29 protein-coding genes are annotated in these 25,053 nt (G+C 32.5%); 11 read left to right on the top strand and 18 right to left on the bottom strand.

What is annotated here, in order from left to right:
* Positions 1–123: 123 nt before the first annotated feature.
* The 14 genes from V7P59_RS08300 to V7P59_RS08235 form a co-directional block, all read right to left on the bottom strand.
* Positions 124–354 (bottom strand): DUF3820 family protein, encoded by a 231-nt coding sequence (locus tag V7P59_RS08300; RefSeq protein ID WP_073584066.1) that lies wholly within the window; start codon positions 352–354, stop codon positions 124–126.
* Between the two features lie 95 nt (positions 355–449).
* A complete protein-coding gene (locus V7P59_RS08295) occupies positions 450–854 on the bottom strand; it encodes an OsmC family protein (protein WP_333809693.1) in 405 nt (134 codons plus the stop codon).
* Positions 854–2,746, bottom strand: a complete 1,893-nt coding sequence (locus tag V7P59_RS08290) for a LysM peptidoglycan-binding domain-containing protein (protein WP_333809692.1) — start codon at positions 2,744–2,746, stop codon at positions 854–856. Before V7P59_RS08290 ends, V7P59_RS08295 begins: the two co-directional genes overlap by 1 nt.
* 112 nt (positions 2,747–2,858) lie before the next feature.
* Positions 2,859–4,391 (bottom strand): glutamine-hydrolyzing GMP synthase, encoded by a 1,533-nt coding sequence (gene guaA / locus V7P59_RS08285; RefSeq protein WP_333809691.1) that lies wholly within the window; start codon positions 4,389–4,391, stop codon positions 2,859–2,861.
* A 96-nt stretch (positions 4,392–4,487) separates the two neighbouring features.
* Positions 4,488–5,666: an AIR synthase related protein gene (locus V7P59_RS08280; protein ID WP_333809690.1), complete on the bottom strand. Its 1,179-nt coding sequence runs from the start codon at positions 5,664–5,666 to the stop codon at positions 4,488–4,490.
* A 75-nt stretch (positions 5,667–5,741) separates the two neighbouring features.
* The gene (locus V7P59_RS08275; protein ID WP_333809689.1) at positions 5,742–6,188 is read right to left on the bottom strand and encodes a hypothetical protein; all 447 of its coding nucleotides are present in this window, start codon (positions 6,186–6,188) and stop codon (positions 5,742–5,744) included.
* Entirely contained in the window at positions 6,188–7,009 is an 822-nt protein-coding gene (locus V7P59_RS08270) for an OmpA family protein (RefSeq protein WP_333809688.1), read from the bottom strand. Before V7P59_RS08270 ends, V7P59_RS08275 begins: the two co-directional genes overlap by 1 nt.
* Positions 7,010–7,050: 41 nt before the next feature.
* Positions 7,051–7,902, bottom strand: coding sequence for an OmpA family protein (locus V7P59_RS08265; RefSeq protein WP_333809687.1), 852 nt, complete (start codon positions 7,900–7,902; stop codon positions 7,051–7,053).
* Positions 7,903–7,944: 42 nt separating this feature from the next.
* On the bottom strand, positions 7,945–8,838 hold the full coding sequence (locus tag V7P59_RS08260; protein WP_333809685.1) for an OmpA family protein: 894 nt from the start codon (positions 8,836–8,838) through the stop codon (positions 7,945–7,947).
* Between the two features lie 118 nt (positions 8,839–8,956).
* Positions 8,957–9,730, bottom strand: a complete 774-nt coding sequence (locus tag V7P59_RS08255) for an OmpA family protein (RefSeq protein WP_333809684.1) — start codon at positions 9,728–9,730, stop codon at positions 8,957–8,959.
* A gap of 97 nt (positions 9,731–9,827) precedes the next feature.
* Positions 9,828–10,268, bottom strand: coding sequence for a DUF5362 family protein (locus tag V7P59_RS08250; RefSeq protein ID WP_333809683.1), 441 nt, complete (start codon positions 10,266–10,268; stop codon positions 9,828–9,830).
* A 1-nt stretch (position 10,269) separates the two neighbouring features.
* A complete protein-coding gene (gene rocD, locus V7P59_RS08245) occupies positions 10,270–11,550 on the bottom strand; it encodes an ornithine--oxo-acid transaminase (RefSeq protein WP_333809682.1) in 1,281 nt (426 codons plus the stop codon).
* Positions 11,551–11,696: 146 nt separating this feature from the next.
* Positions 11,697–12,236 carry a DUF1697 domain-containing protein gene (locus V7P59_RS08240; RefSeq protein WP_333809681.1) on the bottom strand — a complete coding sequence of 180 codons (540 nt, stop codon included), beginning with the start codon at positions 12,234–12,236 and terminating at the stop codon, positions 11,697–11,699.
* Between the two features lie 31 nt (positions 12,237–12,267).
* Positions 12,268–12,966, bottom strand: a complete 699-nt coding sequence (locus V7P59_RS08235; RefSeq protein WP_333809680.1) for a DUF1003 domain-containing protein — start codon at positions 12,964–12,966, stop codon at positions 12,268–12,270.
* Between the two features lie 120 nt (positions 12,967–13,086).
* Here V7P59_RS08235 and rlmD point away from each other — a divergent pair, with 120 nt between their 5' ends.
* The 4 genes from rlmD (at position 13,087) to V7P59_RS08215 (ending at position 16,576) form a co-directional block, all read left to right on the top strand.
* Positions 13,087–14,499, top strand: coding sequence for a 23S rRNA (uracil(1939)-C(5))-methyltransferase RlmD (gene rlmD, locus V7P59_RS08230; protein WP_333809679.1), 1,413 nt, complete (start codon positions 13,087–13,089; stop codon positions 14,497–14,499).
* Positions 14,500–14,502: 3 nt separating this feature from the next.
* Entirely contained in the window at positions 14,503–15,006 is a 504-nt protein-coding gene (locus V7P59_RS08225) for a DUF6452 family protein (protein WP_333809678.1), read from the top strand.
* Positions 14,987–15,694 carry a DUF6048 family protein gene (locus V7P59_RS08220; protein ID WP_333809677.1) on the top strand — a complete coding sequence of 236 codons (708 nt, stop codon included), beginning with the start codon at positions 14,987–14,989 and terminating at the stop codon, positions 15,692–15,694. Before V7P59_RS08225 ends, V7P59_RS08220 begins: the two co-directional genes overlap by 20 nt.
* Before the next feature lie 204 nt (positions 15,695–15,898).
* Complete coding sequence (locus tag V7P59_RS08215; RefSeq protein ID WP_333809676.1) at positions 15,899–16,576, top strand: XAC2610-related protein; 678 nt, start codon at positions 15,899–15,901, stop codon at positions 16,574–16,576.
* A 197-nt stretch (positions 16,577–16,773) separates the two neighbouring features.
* Here the strand turns inward: V7P59_RS08215 and V7P59_RS08210 are convergent, their stop codons facing one another.
* From V7P59_RS08210 to V7P59_RS08200, 3 genes are all read right to left on the bottom strand, one after another.
* A complete protein-coding gene (locus tag V7P59_RS08210; protein WP_333809675.1) occupies positions 16,774–17,106 on the bottom strand; it encodes a four-helix bundle copper-binding protein in 333 nt (110 codons plus the stop codon).
* 120 nt (positions 17,107–17,226) lie between these two features.
* The gene (locus tag V7P59_RS08205; RefSeq protein ID WP_333809674.1) at positions 17,227–17,460 is read right to left on the bottom strand and encodes a hypothetical protein; all 234 of its coding nucleotides are present in this window, start codon (positions 17,458–17,460) and stop codon (positions 17,227–17,229) included.
* A 106-nt stretch (positions 17,461–17,566) separates the two neighbouring features.
* The gene (locus V7P59_RS08200) at positions 17,567–18,730 is read right to left on the bottom strand and encodes a THUMP domain-containing class I SAM-dependent RNA methyltransferase (RefSeq protein ID WP_333809673.1); all 1,164 of its coding nucleotides are present in this window, start codon (positions 18,728–18,730) and stop codon (positions 17,567–17,569) included.
* A 111-nt stretch (positions 18,731–18,841) separates the two neighbouring features.
* On the opposite strand from V7P59_RS08200, the gene V7P59_RS08195 reads away from it, so the two are divergent.
* The 7 genes from V7P59_RS08195 (at position 18,842) to V7P59_RS08165 (ending at position 23,167) form a co-directional block, all read left to right on the top strand.
* Positions 18,842–19,606 carry a class I SAM-dependent methyltransferase gene (locus V7P59_RS08195; protein ID WP_333809672.1) on the top strand — a complete coding sequence of 255 codons (765 nt, stop codon included), beginning with the start codon at positions 18,842–18,844 and terminating at the stop codon, positions 19,604–19,606.
* Positions 19,606–20,340: a ZIP family metal transporter gene (locus V7P59_RS08190; RefSeq protein ID WP_333809671.1), complete on the top strand. Its 735-nt coding sequence runs from the start codon at positions 19,606–19,608 to the stop codon at positions 20,338–20,340. The genes V7P59_RS08195 and V7P59_RS08190 overlap by 1 nt, the downstream gene beginning before the upstream one ends.
* A 63-nt stretch (positions 20,341–20,403) precedes the next feature.
* Complete coding sequence (gene murQ, locus V7P59_RS08185) at positions 20,404–21,222, top strand: N-acetylmuramic acid 6-phosphate etherase (protein ID WP_333809670.1); 819 nt, start codon at positions 20,404–20,406, stop codon at positions 21,220–21,222.
* 7 nt (positions 21,223–21,229) lie between these two features.
* A complete protein-coding gene (locus V7P59_RS08180) occupies positions 21,230–21,694 on the top strand; it encodes a hypothetical protein (protein WP_333809669.1) in 465 nt (154 codons plus the stop codon).
* On the top strand, positions 21,694–21,930 hold the full coding sequence (locus V7P59_RS08175) for a DUF6095 family protein (RefSeq protein WP_333809668.1): 237 nt from the start codon (positions 21,694–21,696) through the stop codon (positions 21,928–21,930). The genes V7P59_RS08180 and V7P59_RS08175 overlap by 1 nt, the downstream gene beginning before the upstream one ends.
* 43 nt (positions 21,931–21,973) lie before the next feature.
* Positions 21,974–22,360, top strand: coding sequence for a DNA topoisomerase IV (locus tag V7P59_RS08170; RefSeq protein WP_333809768.1), 387 nt, complete (start codon positions 21,974–21,976; stop codon positions 22,358–22,360).
* Between the two features lie 33 nt (positions 22,361–22,393).
* Complete coding sequence (locus tag V7P59_RS08165) at positions 22,394–23,167, top strand: TerC family protein (protein WP_333809667.1); 774 nt, start codon at positions 22,394–22,396, stop codon at positions 23,165–23,167.
* A gap of 149 nt (positions 23,168–23,316) precedes the next feature.
* On the opposite strand, the gene V7P59_RS08160 is transcribed toward V7P59_RS08165, so the two are convergent.
* Positions 23,317–24,990 carry a formate--tetrahydrofolate ligase gene (locus V7P59_RS08160; RefSeq protein ID WP_333809666.1) on the bottom strand — a complete coding sequence of 558 codons (1,674 nt, stop codon included), beginning with the start codon at positions 24,988–24,990 and terminating at the stop codon, positions 23,317–23,319.
* Positions 24,991–25,053 lie beyond the last annotated feature (63 nt).

Genomic DNA, 25,053 nt, shown 5'->3' with positions numbered 1-25,053 from the left:
TGTTGTTGTGTTGTTGTTGCGATAAATATCTTTTATCTGTAATAAAATCGTGCAAAGATAATACTAATTAGTCAATGTGCCAATTAGTCGATGTATCAATTTTGTAATTAAATTGTAAACAATTTATTTTTGTTTTGGAAAGTTTCTGCGGATGTTTCGAACCAGTTCTTCTAAGCCGTTTAGCTTGAGTTCGTGGACCAATTTTAATTGTTCGCCTAATTGCCCTTTTGGGAAACCTTTATTGGCATACCAAACCACATAATACTCCGGAAGGTCGATTAAGTAATAGCCTTCATATTTACCAAATGGCATTTTAGTATGTGCAAGTTTGATGAGGAGTTCGTGGTTGGTCATTTTTTTGTGAGGATAGAAAAAAAAGAAAAGAAGTAAGATTGTTTAAAACCGTCTATATTCTTTTCTCTTACATCTTTGTTCTTTTATCTATTAAACTACTTCCAATTAAAAACAATCTCCTTTTTAATATCTGGATGCAAGCTGTAAAAAACTGGGCATGTCATTGCGGTTCTTTCTAGGATAGTTTTTGTTTTTTCGTCGGGATTTATGGAAAAATTGAAGTTTACGTGAATTTCTGTAATTCTTCTTGGTTCAGTTCCCATAATTTTGGTTACTTCTGCTGTTGAACCTGAGAAATCTACGTCTAAATCGCGAGCTTTGATTCCCATAACGGTGAACATGCAACTGGCTAATCCATTGGCAATAGTGTCGGTTGGAGAAAAAGCTTCTCCTTTTCCGTTGTTATCAAGTGGTGCATCCGAAATAATTTCAGAGCCTGATTGTAAATGTATCGAAGAGGTACGTAAATCACCTAAATAAGTCACTTTTGAAGTTGCCATTATTGTGCTTGTTTAATCGTTAAATCGCTGTCGTAATACAATAAATAGGTTGCGTTATTGGTAATCATTCCGTTGTTTGAACTGTAATCAAACGCGTTTTCAATATATTCTGTTTTGGTTGAAGCTGCCGATTTTACAAAACCTTCTGGTTGGCAAATACGCAACATCGCATCAAAAGTTACATCAAAACCTTTTTTAGCCGCAGCATTTGGATAAATATTGTTGATTTTCTTGAATTGTTTTTCAAAAATCTTTTCTTCTGGTGTTTCGGCTACTTTGGTTGTAGATGGAAATAACAATTTTAAATCGGTTAAATTCTTCATTGGAATTTCCTCAAAATTCAACGCATCATACAATTCTAACACCGCCAATTGAATATCATATTCTTTTTGTAATCCTTTTAAAATATTGGTAATATTCAAAATAGTGCTGGCTTTTTCAATTTCCATTAATACAAAATTCTTTTGTCCTTTAACCAATTGCGTTTTCAAAAGTGTTACATCTAAAGCACCTTTATCATTAAATACCGCATGTTTTACTTCAGGATGATTTGCTGAAATAAATTCTTTAGAAGTCGTTTTCTTTGAACTAATAATCGCTACTACATTTCCATTTTTCGCCTTAAAATAGTTGAACATCGAAACTTTCAACAAATCCTCAGAAGGGATAGAATAATACAAATTACTCATTGGTAAACCACGTTCTTTAGATAATGGTGAAATTACAGGAACATTGTATTTTGATAACAATTGCGCTGTTGTCTCCACAACTGAATTTTGAAAAGGTCCAACCACAACATCAACATTCTCAAAGTTATTTTTAGAAATAATAGAAGCTACATTCGATGAATATTTTGTGCTTTCCACATCGTAAACCTTAACATTTACAGGTAATCCCAATACTTTAGCCGAATCAATCGCCATTTGTGCTCCTGCGTAAAAATCTAACGTAAGGTTTAAGAATTTATTCGTTTTTAATTGCTCTGTTTTGGTTTTAACCGAATCGGTTTCAATTTTAGCGATATTAAAAGGCAACAACAATACCATATTTTTTTGCTTCGACTTATCTACAGAAGCCAGTAAATTCACTTTATTTTTTGCAACTAAAACCGAATCTTTAGCTTTTGAAACAACAGTTCCTGTCCCATTTGAAGGTACTTTTAAGATCATTCCTATTTTCAAACCATCTTGTAAATCAGGATTTAGCGTAATTAGATCCGCTTGAGCGATATCGAATTTCTTAGATAAACTGTAAAGTGTTTCTTTGGGTTGCACTTCGTAATCTACTAAAGTTACGTTTGTAGTCTTTTTAATTTGAACTCCTGGTTTTAAAATTAAGGTTTGTCCAATATTTAAACCGCCAACGATTTGAGGATTTAGTTGTTCTAATTCCGTAACCGTTAAGCCGTATTTAGTTGCGATTCCGTATTTCGTTTCTTTAGCTTCTACTAAGTGAGTTGTTGCATTTGAAACAACTGTAGATTTAGAAACAACTGGAGTAGCAACCAATTTTAAATCGGAAGCAGAGGGTTTTGAAACAAAAATTTCTTGACCTTTCTTCAAGCCGTTTTGAAGCGTAGCTTTGTTCCAAGTTTCCAAATCGGCAACTGAAACATTATATTTTTTAGCGATTCCGAAAAGTGTTTCTTTTTCACCAACCACATGAAGAACAGCTTTTCCTGAAGTTGCTTTTGGAATTAATAAAGTAGTGTTTTCCTGAACGCCGTTTTTCGCATCTGGATTTAATCGATAAATATCGAAAGGCGTAACCTCGTATTTTTTTGCGATTTGAAAAACGGTTTCTCCTTTAGCTACTACATGCTTAATCTGAGATTTAACTGGTAGGGCAAAGAAAAAAATCAAACTGAAAAGAAAAACAACTCTTTTTATCATAATCTTAATTTAAAACAATACTAAACAAAAATTTCAATAGCAATTTATATCGTAAAAATAGAATAAAAATAATTGCTATTGAAATTTATATGTTGAATTTGAAAAATTTATTTTATTCCCATTCAATCGTTGCAGGCGGTTTCGAACTGATGTCATACACCACTCGGTTAACCCCTCTCACGTTATTTATAATTTCATTAGAAATCTTCATTAAAAATTCATACGGTAAATGTACCCAATCGGCGGTCATACCATCAGTAGATTCAACAGCTCGTAAAGCTACAACTTTTTCATACGTACGCTCATCACCCATTACTCCAACACTATTCACTGGTAACAAGATAGCTCCTGCTTGCCAAACTTTATCATATAAACCGTGTTCCTTTAATCCGTTGATGAAAACCGCGTCTACTTCTTGTAATATAGCCACTTTTTCAGCTGTAATATCTCCTAAAATTCGAATTGCTAATCCCGGTCCTGGGAACGGATGACGACCTAATAATTCTTCATCGATTCCTAAACTTCTACCTACTCTACGAACCTCATCTTTGAATAACATTCGTAAAGGTTCTACCACTTGTAATTTCATGAAATCAGGCAATCCACCAACGTTATGATGCGATTTAATCGTTGCCGAAGGTCCCCCAGTTGCTGAAACTGATTCAATAACATCAGGATAAATTGTACCTTGACCTAACCATTTTACATCGGTTAATTGGTGCGCTTCATCATCAAAAACTTCAATGAACGCTTTTCCAATAGCTTTACGTTTTGCTTCTGGATCATCTAATCCAGCTAACGCATCCAAAAAGCGTGCCGAAGCATCAACTCCTTTTACATTTAAACCCATTCCTTTATACTGATTTAGTACGTTTTGGAATTCGTTTTTACGTAATAATCCGTTGTTTACGAAAATACAATATAAGTTTTCGCCAATAGCTTTATTCAATAAAACCGCCGCTACTGTTGAATCTACACCACCCGAAAGTCCTAAAACTACTTTATCGTTTCCAATTTTAGCTTTCATTTCGGCAACTACTTCTTCTACAAAAGCATTAGGTGTGAAATTTTGAGGCACTTTTGCAATTTTCACTAAGAAATTCTCCAACATTTTTTTTCCATCCACTGAATGATATACTTCTGGGTGGAATTGAATTGCATAAGTCGTTTCACCTTCAATTTTATAGGCAGCGTTTTCTACGTCTTTTGTACTTGCAATCATTACACCATTTGTGGGTAATTTCTTGATAGAATCCGAATGCGACATCCAAACTTGACTGTTTTCCGAAACACCTTCTAAAAACACTTCGTTTTCTTTGATGTATGATAGATTTGCTCTTCCGTATTCTCTTGTGTTTGAAGCAGCTACTTCTCCGCCTGAAAAATGCGCTAAATATTGTGCTCCGTAGCAAACGGCTAATAATGGCATTTTACCTCTAATTTGAGATAAATCTGGATGCAATGCTTCTTCTGAACGCACTGAACATGGACTTCCGCCTAAGATTACGGCTTTGTATGATGATAAATCTGCTGGAATTTTATCAAATGGAAAAATCTCGCAGAAAATGTTTAATTCTCTTACTCTTCGGGCAATTAATTGGGTGTATTGCGAACCGAAATCTAAAATTAATACGTTGTGTTGCATTTTATTGTTGTTGTGTGTTTTTGTTTCAGGTTCCAAGTTTCAGGTTATTTCTGTTCAACTTGAAACAAAAAAAACTTGAAACTTGAAACAAATATTTTAATATTCAAACGTTCCGTATTCGGATGTAATTGTTAATTTCTTACTATCTGATTTCTCTACTCTTCCTACGATTTGTGCGTCGATGTTGAATGATTTTGAAATTTCGATGATGTCTTGCGCTACTTCGGCAGGAACGTATAATTCCATACGATGACCACAGTTGAAAACTTGGTACATTTCTTTCCAATCGGTTTTGGATTGTTCTTGAATTAATTGGAACAAAGGTGGTACTGGAAATAAATTATCTTTAATCACGTGAACGTTGTCTACGAAGTGAAGCACTTTTGTTTGTGCACCACCACTGCAATGCACCATTCCGTGAATTTGATTGGAATTGTATTTTGATAAAATCTTTTTGATAACTGGCGCATAGGTTCTCGTTGGAGAAAGCACTAATTTTCCAGCGTCAATTGGACTATTTGCAACTTTATCTGTTAATTTGGTCTGACCTGAATACACTAATTCATTAGGAACTGAAGCATCAAAACTTTCTGGATATTTCTCAGCCAAATATTTCGCAAAAACATCATGACGAGCCGAAGTTAAGCCGTTGCTTCCCATTCCGCCATTATATTCTTTTTCGTAAGTTGCTTGACCAAAAGAAGCCAAGCCAACAATCACATCTCCTGCTTGAATATTGGCGTTATCAATTACATCAGCACGTTTCATGCGAGCCGTTACAGTAGAATCTACGATGATAGTTCGAACTAAATCACCCACATCAGCAGTTTCGCCACCGGTTGAATGAATGGTAACTCCGTGATTTTTTAATTCCGAAATTAATTCTTCTGTTCCGTTGATGATGGCTGAAATAACTTCGCCAGGAATTAGATTTTTATTTCTTCCAATGGTTGATGAAAGTAAAATGTTATCCGTTGCTCCAACGCATAATAAATCATCAATATTCATGATTAACGCATCTTGAGCAATACCTTTCCAAACTGAAATATCGCCTGTTTCTTTCCAATACATATAGGCTAATGAAGACTTAGTTCCTGCGCCATCCGCATGCATAATGATACAATATTGGTCGTCATTGGTTAAATAATCAGGGATAATTTTACAAAATGCTTGTGGAAATAAGCCTTTGTCAATGTTTTTGATAGCTTGGTGCACATCTTCTTTGGAAGCCGAAACTCCTCTTAAATTGTAGCGTTTGCTCGTATCAGAACTCATGAATGTAGTGTGTTGTTGTTGTGGCGCAAAGATAGTTCTAAAATTTAGAATTTAGAAATGTGAATTTAGAATTTGTTAAATTTTTATCACATAAACACCCTGAACTACTTCTGATGGGTTGTTTGGAAATAAAATATTCTCAATTTTAAAGGTTGTGAAACATTCGCCAGCACTTGAAGAAACATCATAATTTACGTTAATTTCATCCGTTTGTGAAGTCGTTTCGTTGTTTAATTTGATAAGTAAAGAATTTCCTGTAGCATTACTAACTGGAGGGAAAATTTGAATCAAATTTGAATTAGTAATAAATTTATAGGGTATAGCTACTTCATTCTCGTCTAGTAGAGTTATTTGTTGTGCCGTATAAGTTTCATTTTCAAAAACATTTTCATTTGAAGTTTCATCTACAATTTCAACAAAGAAAGAAGCTGGAGTAGGTCTATTACCTTCATCACAATCATCATTACAACCTATTAACAAAGTTGCAAACGCTATTAAAAATATGTTTAAAAACTTATTCATTATTTTTTACTTAAAATTTCAATTTCAACTCTTCTGTTTTCAGCAGCTTGTTCAGGTGTTGCCTCAGGAATAGGATGCAAAGGTTGCGAAACACCAAACCCTTTTGTTTTTACTCGATGTTCTTGAATACCATTGTAAACAAGAAAACGTTTTACTTGTCTGGCTCTATCGAGTGATAAATTTCTTCTATCTACATCAACACAACAAATATGACCTTGTACTTCAATTTTTAAATCGGGATTGCTTTGCATTACAAAAAGCAAATCATACAAAGCACCTTGTGATTCTGGTGTTGTTGCAAATGTATTTTGAAAATAATTTATATTTTTCAAAGTAATTTTTGTTCCCACTTTTGCCAATTTAACTTTTTCAGCCAAGGGCGCATCATCTGGAATTACCACTTCTTTATCTTGTTCTTTTATTCCTAAAACCTCATTTTCTTTATCTAAATCTTTTTCCAATAAATAATGAATAATGGCTTTTCTATTTTCAGCTTTATTTTTTGAAGTAGCTCCTTTTTCTCCCAAAGAAATACTTTTAAAATCGGGTCTGATATTAACTTTACCTTTGATTTGATTAAAAATATGACTCACTCTTTTTTGTGATAGGGTATCGTTGTAACCCGAAGTTCCTACTTCGTCTGTTGAACCCGTGATGGAAAGAATTTTAGAAGTTGTATTTTCGGAAATCCATTTTTGGAGTTTGGCTGCTTCCGTTTTGTTCAATTCAAATTTATTGTTGTCAAAATAAAAAACGGCTTGTTCTTGCGCGAATGTTATTTGAAACAAAATGAATATTAGGAATGAATATAAAAATTTCATGTTTTAAATTTTATCAAAATTACGCAAAATAATTTAGCACTTTACTTTTCTTGAATTACTATTTCAACTCTTCGGTTCATTAGCGCTTCATACCCATTTTTTTCGGGTATTTTAAATTTTGGTCGGGTAGAACCATAACCGATATATTGAATTCTTTCTTTCGCCACTCCTTTTGAAACCAAATAATCTAAGACTGCTTTTGCTCGTTTTGAAGACAATAAAATATCATCTTTCGGGATACAACATATATGACCTTGAACAATAATTTTTAAATTCGGATTGTTATTTAACACAACGAACCACTTGTCTAATTCTTGTTTTGCATTCAACATCAAAACTGCTGAATCATAATGAAATTGAATATCTTCTAATGTAAACAGAGTTCCTTCGGGCACTTTTTTTACAACATCATCTAATTTCCATTTCGGATTAATATTGAACTTTTCAACATCTGTGATAGTTAACAAGTTGATACGCTTTTGAACTTGAAAATCATTTATAATAAAATCTTCTAATTCAATTTTTAATTCGGAAAGGTAATAAATTGTAACTCGTCTATTTTCGGCTTTATTGTCTGAAATTTGCTGTGATTCTCCATAACCATTAGTCTTAAAATCAGCTCTTATTGCAACTTTATTCTGAACTTGATTATATATGGAAGCTACTCTTTTAATTGACAAAGTATCATTATAACTAGTCGAACCCACCTCATCTGTGAACCCCTCCATAGATAAAATTTTCGATTTTGAATTCTGATTCATCCAATCCTGCAATCGTTTACTTTCTTGAGAAGTTAATTCATGTTTGGCTGTATCAAAATATACGGAAAATGTTTCTTGGGAAAATCCATAAAGAGTCAGAAATAGAAAAGCAGTACTATATAAAAAATGCATGAAATTTTACTTTCTTATGAAATTGAAAAAATTGTGCCAAACTTAATTCTCTAAGATAAGAATTTCTACCCTACGATTTTCGTTTCTTTCTTTTTCATTTTTCTCTGGTATTTTGTGAAGTGGTTGTGTACTTCCAAAACTTTTATATTGCAATCTACTATCATCAATATCATTAGCTACCAAATAATTATGAACTGCAATAGCTCGAATTAAAGCAATATCTTCAGGATCTTCACCTAACTGACAACATATATGACCTTGAATTTCGATTTTTGCTTTAGGATTACTCACCATAAACGCCAAAAGTTCTTCCATAACAGGTAATGACTCGGGTACGAAAATTCCTGAACGATCATAAAAATAGAGGTTTTTCATTACCAACTTATCTCCTACTTTTGCATTAGCATACCGATTTGGTATCGCTTCCAAATGTACTAAATCTTCAGGGTCTACAGGTTGTAATTCAGAATTAAATTGTTCTAACGCAATCGGATTTTCCGAAATTTTTTGTCCTGTATACACCACTGGATCATCATAAACTATCGTTTCTTCTTTAATTTTTTTAGTTGGAATTACTTTGTAAAAAACATCAACTCTTCTATTGAAACGTCTTTCTTTTCTGGTTTGAACTCTTTCTCCAAAACCTTTTACTTTTAGATTTTCACTAAAAAATATAGCTACATTATTTTTTGTTTTAAGTTGTTCATGAACGGTATGAATGCGCTTATAAGCTAAAGTATCGTTATATTCATAGGTTCCATACCAATCACAATATCCGTTAATTACTAGAATTTCGCGAATTTCGTTTTTATTTAACCAAGACAAAAACAATTCGTTTTGTTTTGGATTAAAAGTATCTTGATCAAAATCAAAATAAAAACTCGCTTTTTCTTGTGCTGAAAGTAGTAGCCCAAACAGCAGTAATACATATTTCATTTGGGGAATTTTAATGTAACGAATATAAAAAATAAAACGTATTAAAAAAACTTATTCACAAAAAGAACTTCTAATTTTTATTTAACAAATTCATTTACAACCGCTTAAAAAACAAAATCTAATTCGCTATAATTTGAATTTCTACTCTTCTATTTTCATTACGTTCGTCCTCATTATTTTCTGGAATTGTATGAATAGGTTTCGAACTTCCAAAACTTTTATAACTTAATCTGTTTTTATTAATTCCGTTGTTTATTAGATAATTATAAACTGCTAATGCTCTAACTTTTGCGGTATCTTCTACATCAGTTCCTATTTGACAACAAATATGACCTTGAATTTCAATTTTTAAATTAGGGTTTACCAACATAATTTTCAATAATTCCTCTAAAATGGGTCGCGATTCTGGAACAAAAATCCCTGAACGATTGTAGAAATGTAAATTTTTCAAGACCAATTTATCACCCACTTTAGCGGTTGTAACTTGTTGAGATAAATCTTTTTTATCGTCTTTTGGAAGTTTTTTTTCATTTTGAATTTCTTCATAATAGATTTCAACTTTTCGATTTAATTTTAAGCTTGAATTTTGTTTGAAATTCTCTCCTTTACTTTCAACTTCAATTTCTTTTTGATTGGTAACTTTTTCAATAATTCCAAACACAAAATTTGCTCTATTTAAAGCCAAAGTATCGTTATAACCATTTGATGCACGATAATCGCAATAGCCAATTAATTTTATAAACTTCAAGTTTTTGTTGTATATAATGGTGTTCAATCTATTTAATTCAGATTGTTGTAATTGGTGTGAATCGGTATCAAAATATACTGTGAATTTTTCTTGTGAAAAAACAGTTGAAGAAATCAAAAAACAATAAAGTAAAAATCGAAGCATAATTATTTTTTTTTATTAAAAACGCAAAAAAATATAAATAAGTATATAAACAAAAAATCCCGATTTTCATCGGGATTTATTTATACTAAGAATAAAATTAAAAAGCAGCAGAATTAAATAAAGCAATTACAGTTCCTACAATTATAAGTAAATACAAAGAAAGAATTACTATAACAGATATTCCTAAAAACTTATGATGTGCTTTTAAATTCACAAAAGCATCGGCTAACAAATTAGTATCATTAAATTGAAGTGCCGTTTTTATTTTTGAAGAATATTTATACAAATAATAAATTGGGAAAAAGTAAAGTACTGCCATTAACAAATAAAACAATGACATGAAATTTTTCATCGCTCCAAAAAAACCTAAATCACCCATTTGATCAGGAATTGCAGAAAGTGTTATTGTCATAAAAATTCCAGCAAGCACCATGAAACCAATGCCTATAAAACCCATAATCGCTAAGAAAAAAGTCCATTTTGCCCCTTCTCTTAAAGCATCTTTTGCTAATTGATTTAATTCTAAATTTTGTTCCATATTATTTTTCAAATTCTTTCAAAGTATTAATAATAATAGCTACACAATCTCTCAATTGCTCTTCGTTCATAACTAATGGCGGTGCAAAACGAATAATGTTTCCGTGTGTTGGCTTTGCTAATAATCCATTTTCTGCTAAACGAACACAAATATTCCAAGCCGTATCGCTTTCTTCTGTATCGTTAATTACAACAGCGTTTAATAACCCTTTACCTCTTACTAAAGTAGCAATGTTTGAAGTTTCGATAAATTTACCTAATTCTTCGCGGAAGATTTTACCTAATTTTCTAGCATTTTGAGCTAAGTTTTCCTCAGCAACAACTTCTAAAGCTGCCATTGCAACAGCCGCTGCAACAGGATTACCTCCAAAAGTTGATCCATGTTGTCCTGGCTTAATAACATTCATTATGTTATCATTTGCCAAAACCGCTGAAACTGGATAAGCACCACCAGATAACGCTTTTCCTAATATTAGAATATCAGGTTGGGTGTAAGTAGCTTGCTTTTCACATTTAGCGTCACAAGTACAATTTCCACATACCGCTAATAACGAACCCGTTCTTGCGATTCCGGTTTGTACTTCGTCTGCGATAAATAAAACGTTATTTGCTTCACAAATTGCTTTTGCTTTTTTGATAAAGTCTTCAGAAGGTGTATAAACTCCAGCTTCTCCTTGAATAGGTTCAACTAAGAATCCTGCAATATTTTTTGATGAATTCACCGCTTTTTCTAAAGCATCAATGTCATCATAAGGAATACTGATAAATCCTGCTGTATAAGGGCCAAAGTTCTTTCTTGCGTTTTCGTCGTTTGAGAATGAAATAATTGTAGTAGTTCTCCCGTGGAAGTTACCATCACAAACGATAATTTGGGCATCATTTTCATTGATTCCTTTTTTCTCGTAAGCCCATTTTCTACACAATTTTAAAGCAGTTTCTACAGCTTCTGCACCTGTGTTCATGGGTAATACTTTATCAAACCCAAAATAATTGGTTACAAATTGTTCGTAAACCCCTAATTTATCGTTGTAAAACGCTCTTGAAGTTAAAGTTAAGGTTTGTGCTTGTTCTACCATTGCTCCTACAATTTTTGGATGACAATGTCCTTGATTTACTGCAGAATAAGCCGAAAGAAAATCGTAATATTTCTTTCCTTCCACATCCCAAACATAAACTCCTTCTCCTCTACTCAAAACTACTGGTAGTGGATGATAATTGTGTGCACCGTGTTTGTCTTCTAATGCAATTGCTTCAGCCGAAGTCATTCTTTCTAAAACTGACATAAAATTTTGTTATTGATTGTTACATCGCAATTCCTTCTTAATGGTGAGAAATCAACCGATTACAAAAGTAGTAAATTTTGTTGGAAGATGGAAGTTGGATGCTGGAAGAAAAAACTCCCCACTTCCTTACTTCAAGCTTCCGACTCTTACCCAAACATTTCCAACAAAGTTGTAACCGTATTCCAGTTTCTAATCGTAGCTACAACGTTTAATTTTTTCTCTATGTATTTTTGGTCTAATCTTGTTTTCCCTGCTCCAACAGCATATTTAATAAAGATTTTATTTTTGTCAATTGTTGCTTCGTCGGGTTTGAATTGACTTATTTTTAAATCGTTAATAGCGCTTCCTTGTAATTCTTTCGATAAAAAAGCTACGTATAGTTTCTTAGTATCACAATCTTTTTCTTTAAAAAACGAATTGTTTTTTAAACACGCTTCCAAATCTTCTTTACCAATAACTACGACAGGAACTTCCAAACCTAATTCCTTGAAAATTTCTTGCTTGATTTTAAACCCAATACTCGCACCGTGTTCTTCTTCCGAATCCACAAAAACATTTCCTGATTGAATATAAGTATGCACATTTTTAAATCCAGCGTTTTCTAAAACCGCTTTCAAAACGTCCATTTTAATCATGTTATGACCAGAAACATTGATACCGCGAAGTAAAGCTAAGTGGGTTTTCATTTGATTTAATTTGGTACAAAAATAGAATTTCCTACTTAATTCGGTTTAAAATATCGTTCATCATTTCAATTTGCACCTTTTGAATTTCAATTAACTCTTGTTGTTGGTTCATAATTAAATGATCTAATTTTTCATGCAACATCCTGATTTCTAATTCCGATTTTAAATTAATCATAAAATCTTTTTTAGAACGTTCTCTATCTTTTTCTTCCTGACGATTTTGACTCATCATAATAATAGGCGCCTGAAGAGCCGCAATACATGATAAAATTAAATTCAATAAAATAAAGGGATACGGGTCAAATTCACTATGCGTAAAAATGAAAACATTAGAGCCAATCCATAAAGTTATGAATATAAAAAAAGTGATAATAAAAGTCCAACTTCCTCCAAAAGCTGCCACGCTATCTGCTACTTTTTGTCCAAAGGTTCGCGTATCGACTTCATCTTCTAATTTGGCAACTAAAGAAGAATCCGTCCCTACTTCTTTTACCATACTTTTTTCTAATTCAGTAAGTGATTTTAATTCTGTTTGTAAATATTTTGAAATGTATTTTTCTCTGTAAATATTAAGTTCACTCATTGAAATTGAATCATTTACTGAAAAATCAGGATAATCTTCCAAAATCAAACTAAAAATAGAATTTCTTATAGTTTTTCCAAAAACTCTTTGATTTTCTGGAAATTCTATCTTTGAAATGGCACTTATAAAATTTTTATTGCTTCTCATATCAAAAACATTTGAGCGAATTTACGATTAAAACCTTTGAAATCTTTGAAATCGATTTTAAAAATAATAGAAATCTAAAAAAACCTATCAAATCCACTCAACAATTCTTATTTTTGCCTCATGGGAAAAAAGAGAACAGAAAAAATCGTATTCGAAAACGTAAAAATCCTTGATGCAGGTGCAAAGGGTGTATCGGTAGCCAAAGCTCCTGATGGTAAAGTAATATTTCTTCCAAATGTAGTACCCGGCGATGTGGTAGACGTGCAAACCATGAAGAAAAGAAAAGCCTACTACGAAGGTAAAGCCATAAAAATTCACGAATTTTCAGAACATAGAATTGACCCAGTTTGTGATCATTTTGGGGCTTGTGGCGGTTGCAAATGGCAAAACATGAAATACAGCCAACAATTGTTCTATAAAAATCAGGAAGTTCATAATAATTTAAAACGAATTGGTAAAATTGAATTACCAGAATTCGAGCCTATTTTAGGTTCGGAAAAACAATTGTTTTATAGAAATAAAATGGAATTTGGTTTCTCAAATGCGCGTTGGATGACCGATGCCGAAATTCAATCGGGAACCGAATTTGACAATAAAAATGCTTTAGGATTTCATATCCCAAGAATGTGGGATAAGATTTTAGATATTGAGAAATGTCATTTACAAGAAGATCCATCCAATGAAATTCGTAACGAAATCAAACGTTTTGCAAACGAAAATGGTTTAACATTCTTCAATGCAAGAGCTACAGAAGGATTACTAAGAACCTTAATGATTCGTACCGCTTCAACGGGTGAAATTATGGTGTTGATTCAGTTTTTTGAAAACGATAAAAACGGAATCGAATTGATGATGAATTTTCTGGCAGAGCGTTTTCCTCAAATTACGTCGTTACAATATGTCATCAATCAAAAATTGAATGATACGTTGTATGACCAAGATATTATTTTATTCAAAGGTCGCGATTATATTTTAGAAGAAATGGAAGGTTTGCATTTTAGTATTAATGCAAAATCGTTCTATCAAACCAATTCAGACCAAGCGTATGAATTGTATAAAATCACTAGAGAATTTGCAGGTTTAACAGGAAACGAAACCGTTTACGATTTATATACAGGTACAGGAACTATTGCGCAATTCGTTTCGAAAAAAGCGAAAAAAGTGATTGGTGTTGAAGCTGTTCCTGAAGCGATTATTGATGCAAAAGCGAATGCCGAACGCAATAACATTACAAATTGTGAGTTTTATGTGGGTGATATGAAAAACGTGTTCAACGACGATTTCATCAAACAACACGGACAACCAGATGTAATCATTACCGATCCTCCAAGAGATGGGATGCATAAAGATGTAGTTGAAATGTTATTGAAAACCAATGTGCCAAAAATTGTGTATGTAAGTTGTAATTCGGCAACACAAGCACGTGATTTGGCTTTGATGGACGAAAAATACAAAGTAGTTCGCGTACGTCCTGTGGATATGTTTCCACAAACGCATCATGTGGAAAACGTGGTTCTTTTAGAAAAAAGATAAATTATGAAAAAAATAGTTTTTACAACTCTATCCTTGCTTTTAGCATTCTCTTTTTGGAACTGCGAAAAAGATGATATTTGTGCCGAAGGAACGCCAGTAACACCTCGATTAATTATTGAATTTTACGATGCGGCTAATCCAACTGTTTTGAAAAATGTAATGAATTTAGCTGTAGCAGAACCCACTTTTGTTAATGGATATGGTTATAATGGTATCAGTAAAATTAAAGTTCCTATTCGAACGAATGCTGATGTAACAACATTAAATTTTATTCAAAACGGAAGTGATACTGATACCTCAAATGATAATACAGATGAAATCACTTTAAATTATGATAGAATCGAAGAATATATTTCTCGTGCTTGTGGCTTTAAAACCTTATTTTATTTAAATGAAACTAATCCAATTGTGTTAACTGCTGATGGCAACAACTGGATTCAAAATATTGAAGTAATTCAACCTAATATTGAAAACGAAAATGAAGTACATGTTAAGATTTATTTTTAGTCTAAGCTTAATGTGTATTTCGTTATTAGGAAATGCACAAACAAAAGACACCGCAAAAGTTATGTATCCAGAACGCTACGGATTACGTTTAGGTACTGATTTACACAAAATTGCGCGTTCATTTTACGAAAAAGACTATAGAGGTTTTGAAGTAGTAGGAGATTACCGCTTAACTAAAAAGTTTTACATAGCTGGAGAACTTGGTAACGAAGACAAAACGGTTGACGACGACCGTTTGAACTTTACCACAAAAGGAACCTATTTTAAAGTTGGTTTTGATTACAATTCATTTGAAAATTGGCTCGATATGGAAAACATGATTTATGTGGGGATGCGTTATGGTGTAAGCAGTTTTAATCATACGTTAAACAGTTATAAAATTTACGATCCAAGTAATTACTACGGTGAAAATATTGTAATTTCGGGAAGAGAATACGATGGTTTAACAGCGAGTTGGTTAGAACTTGTAGGAGGCATCAAAGCCGAATTGTTCAATAACCTTTTCTTAGGCTTTTCGGTACGATTAAACTATTTAGTTTCCAATAAAAAACCAGATGGATTTGACAATCTTTTTATTCCGGGTTACAACCGAACCTACGACGGAAAATTTGGAGCAGGATTTAATTATACATTAAGTTATTTCATCCCGATTTATAAGAAAAATAAAACTATAACAGAGAAAAAATAAGATACAAGCGTTACGAGGGTGGCGCTTTTTTTTGGTGCGTTACTTTAAATAATGTAAATATTTTTTTATTTTTCAGAAAAAATTAAAAATATAACTTGATATGTTTAAGTGTAAATCTTTAAAAAAAATTTGAATATAAGTAAACGAATTAATTATTATCATACTATACTTTTAATAACAATTTAATAGCCTTGTAAAATCTTTATGAAAAAAATCGGATTACTCATACTTATTTCAACATTCTGGTTTTGTTATTCTTATAAGCCTATTTTATTTTCCAAGAAGAAAAGCACAGCGATTGATTCAATATTTATGTATAGTAAAACTTTCCCAATCAATGGATATAATTGCTCTTGGAAAATAGACACTTTAGACTTTCCGATTTTTTACTTGTTAGATAATTCCACCAAAAGAATATTATTAGAGGCGCCTGTTGATTTCAACGTATATGATAACTATGCTGTAAATATCGATTCAATTGATAATTTTAATTCATATGTTTTTAAAGATTTAAATTTTGACGGATTTCTTGACTTTAATATTTATTCTAAAGGAAGTATGCCTATGACTAGTAGTACTAATATCTATATTTTTAATAACAAGAAAAAAATATTTGAATATTCCGAAGAGTTAACAGATGTGAGTATTGATTCAATTAACCAAAGAAAAAGATTCTTGATAACAAGCTCTTTTACTTTTTCATCTACAACACAAAAAAAACATCATTTTACCAATAAAGGAAAACTTAAGTACACAGAAATTATAACTGAAGAAAAAATTAATGAAAGTGATTCTTCAAATTATATTAACATTATTTATGAAAAAAAGATTCGAGATAAAATTATCAAAAGGGAAAGAAAAATTGAAAAGTTAAATAATTAACAAAACATTTTTAAATTTCTTTATTGGCTAACTGACATATAAATTTATTTAAACTTTTAAAATTCATGTGTTAAGTGAAAATCAATATTTAACTATAATAGAAAAAAAATATTACTTAAGCTTATGATACCACATTTCGTGATATTAAGAATAAAAAATGAAAATCAAACTTAAATTTACTCTAAGTTTATAATTTATTAAGCAGCCATTCTTCTACATTCCTCAGCACATTGTTTACAAGCATTATAACATTCTAAACAGTGTTCATTACTGTGATGAGCACATTCTGCAGCACAAGCGTCACACATAATAGCACAAATTTTACAAACCTCAATAGCTTTTTCGCTTCCTAAACTCATTAATTGAGCAGCTAAATAGCACATTGCAGCACATTCCATATCGAGTTGAATACAACGTGACATCATTCTAACATCGTCCTCTTGCAAACAGGAAGAGGCACAATGATCGCATATTGCAGCACATTTTAAACATGCTTCAATACAACTTTTATAGGTGTGATAATTTTTCATGAGAATACTTTTAAATCATGTAAAGATATTTGAGAACGAATAAAGAAATGTTATATAATATTCATCAAAACTTACAGATTTTACAGTAAAAAAAATCCCGAGTTCACACTCGGGATTATCTTATTCTATTTCTTTTACACCTTTTATAAAAAGCCACTTCATGTAGATTTTTTCTCCATTGTGGGTTTTAATCGCTTGGAATTTTGGAGCTAATAATAATGCTACCATAAAAGCAGTCATTGGAATCCATAATCCGTTTAAATGAGTGAAGATATCTACTAAATATAATGTTGGTAAATAAATCACCACAAATCCTAAGAAATTATATAAAAATGCTTTTAATTTTTTGCTCATTTCTATTATTATTTAATTGTTGACTATCTGTTTTGATAAATTAAAAACTCTTTGTTAAGCTAAATTCATTTCAGATTCTGAAACGAGTTAGGAATGACAAAATAGCTTATTCTTCAGTATTCATGTATTTCCCTTTCTTACTACCTTCGTACATTTCGTATTTAACCAAGCGTGCTTCTAGCTTACCATTGAAAAGTTTAATTTTTCTACTTGGTTTCAAACCTACGAATTTCAACGCTTCTAAATTGGCAGTAATGAACCAAGCATTCGTATTGGGATAATTTTGTTTTAACGTGTCACCAATTTCTCTGTAAAAACGCTCCATGTCGATATCCAAACGCTCACCATAAGGCGGATTGAATACCATGTGCAACGGCCCTTCGGTTTCTTTTTTAGAATCGAAGAAGTTTTCATTGGTAATCGTAATATATTCGTCTAAATTGGCATTTTTTACATTATCTTTCGCTTTTGCTACAGCACTAGGGGCTTTATCGTAGCCCTTTATAGTGTAATGAAACTCACGTGTTTTCTTTAACAACGATTCTAAAATATCATCGAATAATTCGGCATCCCAATCGTTCCATTTCTCAAAAGCAAATTCTTTACGGTTAATGTTCGCTGGAATATTACATGCAATCATTGCAGCCTCCGCTAAAATAGTTCCCGAACCACACATTGGATCTAAGAAATGACTTTTCCCTTCCCAACCCGATAAAATCAACATTCCTGCTGCTAAAACTTCGTTGATGGGTGCAATATTTGTCGCGCTTCTGTAACCTCTATGATGCAATGAAGCCCCCGAGGTATCTAAAGAAACCGTAACCGTATCTCTATCAATATGCACATGGATTTGTAAATCTGGGAAATCTTTATCGATACTTGGTCGTTTACCTCTCAGTTCACGAAATTGATCTACAATTGCATCTTTTGTCTTCAATGCCACAAACTGACTGTGATTAAAATGTTCGGAATGCAAAGTTGTTTCAACTAAAAACGTTTGGTGTTCGTTCAAATAATCAGTCCAATCAATTTTTCTAATTCCTTCGTACAAACTTTTATCATTGAAAGCTTTAAAGGTTTTAATTGGTTTTAAGATTTTTAAAGCAGTTCGTAAGGCTAAATTGGCTTTATACATAAACCCTTTATCACCCATAAAGCTCACTACTCGTGTTCCTATTTCTACTTTTTGAGCTCCTAAAAGTTGTAATTCTTTAGCTAATATTTCTTCAAAACCAAAGAAGGTTTTAGCAGTCATTTTAAAATTTTCCATTCTTCAAATTCAAGTTCAATTGCAAAAATCAATTGCAATATCGATAATTAAGGTATTCTTGTGCAAAAATACATTAAATTTGCAAGTTCAATGATATCAATTTCATTTTAAATGTCAGATAACAACAATATACAACAAACTACAAACAATCAACCCATTTCAAATTGGTTCGAATCTTGGTTTGATACTAAATACTATCACATCTTATACAAAGAACGCAACGACGAAGAAGCGCAATTGCTAATGGACAATTTAACGCATTATTTGAATCTTCCTGAAGAAGCAAAAATATTAGATTTAGCTTGCGGAAAAGGGCGTCATGCGATTTACTTAAATTCGTTAGGATTTGATGTAACCGGAATTGATTTATCTGAAAACAGCATTAAGGAAGCATCTGAGTTTGCCAATGAAAAACTGCATTTCAAGGTACACGACATGCGTGAAACGTGTAACGAAAAATACGATGCAATTTTTAATTTGTTTACTAGTTTTGGTTATTTTGAAGACGATGCCGACAATTACAAAACCATCAAATCCATTCATAATAGTTTGACTGAAACGGGTTTTGCTGTTATCGATTTCATGAATGTGGATTATGTTTTGCAAAATTTAGTTGCCGATGAAGTAAAAACGGTTGATAACATTGTTTTTCACATTCAACGTTATTACAAAGACGGACATATTTTCAAAGAAATTTCATTTGAAGACCAAGGTCAGCAATATCATTTCACCGAAAGAGTGCAAGCGCTTCGTTTAGAAGATTTCGAAAAAATGATGGAAGAAGCTGGTATTTATCTTTTGGATATTTTTGGCGATTATAAATTGCGAAAATTCTATAAAAACCAATCAGAACGTTTAATTATGATTTTTAAATAATGCAATATATTATCACCTTTTCGGCCGTAATTATCGGCTTCTTATTCGCGTTACTTTTAAAACCACAGAAAAAGAAAAACATCAAACTGTTATTGGCATTTAGTGGTGCTTTTTTACTTTCATTAACCGTTTTACACTTACTTCCTGAGTTATTCAGTGAAGAACATCATCATGTTCATGAAGGAAAAACATCACATGCAACTTTACCTGTTGGGGTTTTCATTATGATTGGAATTCTGTTCCAAATCTTATTAGAATTCTTCTCTAAAGGTGCCGAACACGGGCACGTTCACGTACATACAGACGAACATAACGAATTGCATCACATTCCGTGGTTGTTGTTTATTAGTTTGTGTCTTCATGCTTTGTTAGAGGGTTTTCCAATTCACAACAATCACAATTTAGCATACGGAATTGCGGTTCACCACTTACCTATCGCTATTATTTTGACCTTATTTTTCGTAAATGCCAAAATGAACAAAATAATGATTTTTGCATTCATGTTTTCATTCGCATTAATGACACCTATGGGAACTTTCTTAGCAGAACAAATGCATTTTGCCCAACATTACGCTAAAGAAATTTCAGCTATTGTAGTTGGTATTTTATTTCATATTTCTTCAACTATCATTTTTGAAAGTAACGAAGGACATAAATTCAATTTGGCGAAAATAACGATGATTGTAATTGGATTTTTATTGGCGTTTGTGATTGAAATGGGGCATTCGCATTAATATTTCAAAAATTCAATTCATTAAAAATAACTTTGTAAATTAGCTACTTTACAATCAAAGAAAATGAACTTTACCAAAACAACTGAACAAGCTTCGAAATACGAACATTTAGAAAAAATGTCGGTATCGGATTTGTTAGCAAATATAAATAACGAAGACAAAACCGTTCCGTTAGCCGTTGAAAAAGCCTTGCCACAAATTGAAAAATTAGTGAATGAAGTTGTTTCAAAAATGAAACAAGGAGGTCGCTTGTTTTATATTGGAGCAGGAACTTCGGGGCGTTTAGGCATTGTAGATGCTTCGGAATGTCCACCTACTTTTGGAGTTCCGTTTGATTTGGTTATTGGAATCATTGCGGGCGGCGATACTGCGATTCGAAAAGCAGTAGAATTTGCCGAAGATGACAAAGAACAAGCTTGGAAAGATTTACAACAATGGAACATCAATGAGAATGATGTTGTGGTTGGAATTGCTGCTTCGGGAACTACACCTTATGTAATTGGTGGATTGGAAATGTGCAATCAAAACAACATCAGTACAGGAAGTATCAGTTGTAATGCGGGAAGTCCGTTATCGAAAACCGCTAAATTTCCAATTGATGTTGTCGTAGGACCAGAATTCGTAACGGGAAGTTCACGCATGAAAGCTGGAACTGCTCAGAAATTAGTTTTAAACATGATTTCGACTGCAACTATGATTCAGTTAGGACGTGTTAAAGGGAACAAAATGGTGGATATGCAATTGAGTAATACCAAATTAATTGATAGAGGAACTCGAATGATTATGGACGAAATTCCAGTAAGCTATGAAGAAGCTGGAAAACTTTTAGAGACTCACGGAAGTGTTAGAAACGCAGTAGATTTTTACAATAACAACAAATAAAACAACAATGAAACAGTTCTTTTTAATTATAGCAATATTAGGCTTCACAATGTCATTTGCTCAAAAATTAGAATATACCGACGGGAAAATTTTTCAAGATGGAGAACAATTATCTTCATTTGAAACAAAAAACTTAATGAAAACCGATTTAAAAGCATTGCACTTATTTAAAAAAGCTAAATCAAAAGAATCTATTGGAGGATTATTATTAGGTTTAGGAATTGGTGGAACTGTTGCCGATTTAGTAATGGGATTAACTTCTGATGTAAAATATCCAACAGGAGTTACTTATGCTGGAGTTGGTTTAATGGCTATTTCAATACCTGTTTTATCGGGAAGAAAAAAATTGATTCAAGAAAGTGTGGATATGTATAATTCAGGCTTAAAAGATCAAAAGAAAACGCTTGGAGATAATTTCGAATTAAATATTGTGAATAATACTAATGGAGTTGGACTTCGAATTACTTTCTAATGGCAACCGATAAAAACATATTAGCAAAAGGAATAAAATACCTTGCAGGTGCTTTACCTCTATTATTTCTTGGTCCAATTATCATTAACAGTGCTTTCAAAAATGAAAAACATCCTTTATATCCTTATGTTTTAACATTAGGAATCATAATCGCCTTAGCAGCTATGTTTTTAATTTTTAAAGGAATCACTACATTAGTAAAAAGTATGTTTGATGGAGATAAAAAAAATCAATAACAAGTTCAATATCAATCCCGAAGCTTCGGGACAAAAATCAATTATGAAATTCAAAAAACAATATACTTTATTAAGTTTACTAATTGTGACAATGCTAACTTCTTGCTATAACCAAGAACGCAATTGTACTGATTTTAAAACGGGTAAATTCACTTCAGAAACTGAAATTGAAGGAAAAAAATATACCAGCACTTTTGAACGAAACGATTCGATTCAAATTGAAACTTACGAAGGAAAAATTGATACTTTTAAAGTACGATGGACAAATGATTGTGAATACGTAATGCAAAATATACATCCAAAAAATAGAGAAGAGAAAAAAGCGGTTCAAATGAAGATTTTAACAACTAAATCCAACTCATACACATTTGAATATTCTTTTGTAGGCGATTCAAAAAAACAACGTGGTACAGTAACAAAAATAAATTAATCACGTATAATAAGATTTAAACCCGAATATAAAATGGAAGTATTTTTAAATCCCGATGCATGGGTTGCCCTGTTAACATTAACCTTTTTAGAAATCATTTTAGGAATTGATAACATTATCTTTATTTCTATCGTAACCGGAAAATTACCCGAAGCAGATCGTAAGAAAGCTACTCGATTAGGTTTAGGTTTAGCTATGTTCATGCGTATAGGGTTACTTTTCGGAATTACACTTTTAATTGCCATGAAAGAACCTTGGTTTGGTTTCGATTTTGGTTGGTTCAAAGCTGATATTACAGGTCAAGCCTTAATTTTATTACTTGGAGGATTGTTCTTAATTTATAAAAGTACCAAAGAAATTCACGAAAAAGTAGACCACAAAGGGGAAGAAGAAAAAGAATTAAAAACCTCTGCCGCAAAATCATTCGGAAGCGTAATTGGTCAAATTCTACTTATCGATTTAATTTTCTCAGTAGACAGTATCTTAACCGCTGTGGGAATGACTAACGGCGTTGAAGGCGCTTTAACAATTATGATTACCGCAGTAGTAATTTCAGTTGGAGTTATGATGTTATTTGCGGTTCCTGTTGGTAATTTTGTAAATGCTAATCCATCGATTCAAATTTTAGGTTTAGCCTTCTTAATCCTTATCGGATTCATGTTAATTACCGAAAGTATGCATTTATCGCATGCCGAATTAGCTGGACAACATGTGGGTGCCGTTCCAAAAGGCTATTTGTATTTTGCTATTGCCTTCTCATTAGGAGTTGAATTTTTAAACATGAAAATGCGTAAGAAAGTAAGTTAAGATTAGTAACGAACGGCTCGGTACATATCGGCGGTCCATTTTCCTGCTATACATTACAATAAAAAATGGTGATTTAAATAATCACCATTTTTTATTTTCACTCCTATCAGGGTTAGATAGGAATTGTATTGTTTACTTGTATCAAAATACTAAGACAATCCTGTAATTCTTCCTTCGTTATCAATATCAATTCGTTCTGCGTTTGGAACGGCTGGTAAACCTGGCATTCTCATCACATCACCTAAAAGTGGCACCACAAATCCAGCTCCTGAAGAAATTTCAAATTCACGAACAGTAATGTCAAAATTTGCAGGACGACCGATTAACTTCTCATTATCGGAAAAACTCGCTGGTGTTTTCGCCATACAAATAGAGAAGTGACCAAATCCTAAATCGTTAATCATTTTCAATTGTGCTTTCGATTTTGGAGAAAACTCAACTGAATTCGCACCATAAATGGTTTTGGCAACTACATTAATTTTATGTTCTATAGAATCCGAAGGTTGGTACAACGGTTTATAATTCGCTGTTCCTTTTTCGATTTCTTCTACCACTTTTTGGGCTACTTCAGCCGAACCTTTTCCACCATGAGCAAAAGCAGTACTTACAATAGCCGTTACTCCTTTTGAAGCACATAATTCTTTTAATTTATCATATTCGGCTTGAGTATCGTCTGGAAAAGCATTGATGCAAACAACAGGATTTAATCCAAATTGTTGCATGTTTTCAATATGTTTTTCCAAATTGCAGAATCCTTTTTCAATGGCACTTACGTTTTCTGTTTTAAAATCTTCCGCAGCTAATCCCGCATGATGTTTAATAGCACGAATTGTTGCTACTAAAACTACTGCATCTGGTTTTAAACCACTTTGTTCGCATTTGATATGAAGGAATTTTTCCGCACCTAAATCAGCACCAAAACCTGCTTCTGTAACAACATAATCGCCTAATGATAATCCCATTTTGGTAGCAATAGCTGTGTTTGTTCCTTGCGCTATACTAGCAAAAGGTCCACCGTGTAAAATGGCTGGATTTCCATCAATAGTTTGCACTAAGTTCGGTTTAATTGCATCTTTCAATAATGTTGCCATAGCTCCTACTACATTCAAATCACGAGCGAAAATGGCTTTTCCATCTAACGTCTTCCCAACGAATATATTTCCTAATCGGAATTTCAAATCTTCTAAATCTTTCGCCAAACATAAAATCGCCATCACTTCTGAAGCTGGTGTAATATTGAAACCATCTTCACGCATAGTTCCATTCGCTTTTGCTCCTACTCCAATAATAATTTGACGCAACGAACGATCATTCATATCCATAACTCGTTTCCAAGCGATGGATTTTGGATCAAGATTTAATGAATATTTGGTGTTTTGTAAATTGTTATCAATTACCGCCGATAACAAGTTATTCGCTTTTTCAATAGCCGAAAAATCGCCAGTAAAATGCAAATTGATGTCTTCCATGGGCAACACTTGAACATAACCACCACCAGCAGCGCCACCTTTTAATCCAAAAACAGGTCCAAGCGAAGGTTCACGTAAAACGGCAATGGCTTTTTTACCGATGTAATTCAATCCGTCCGTTAAACCAATCGACATTGTAGTTTTTCCCTCACCATATTTCGTGGGCGACATGGCAGAAACTAAAATCAGTTTTCCTTTTGGGTTTTCTTGTTGTAAGTGTAGTGGTAATTTGGCTTTATACTTGCCATAAAATTCTAAATCGTCTTCTGAAATATTGATTTTTTTGGCAATATCTTTAATATGAGACATCGTTGCATTTTGCGCAATTTCAATGTCTGATGGAAATGTTGACATGTTGTTGTGTTTTAATTTAGGGCGAAATTAAGTTTTTTATTTGGGATGAAAAATGATAAAAAT

This window comes from Flavobacterium sp. (genome assembly GCF_036782315.1).
Lineage (GTDB): Bacteria > Bacteroidota > Bacteroidia > Flavobacteriales > Flavobacteriaceae > Flavobacterium.
This window is presented reverse-complemented; position numbering and strand designations above follow the sequence as displayed.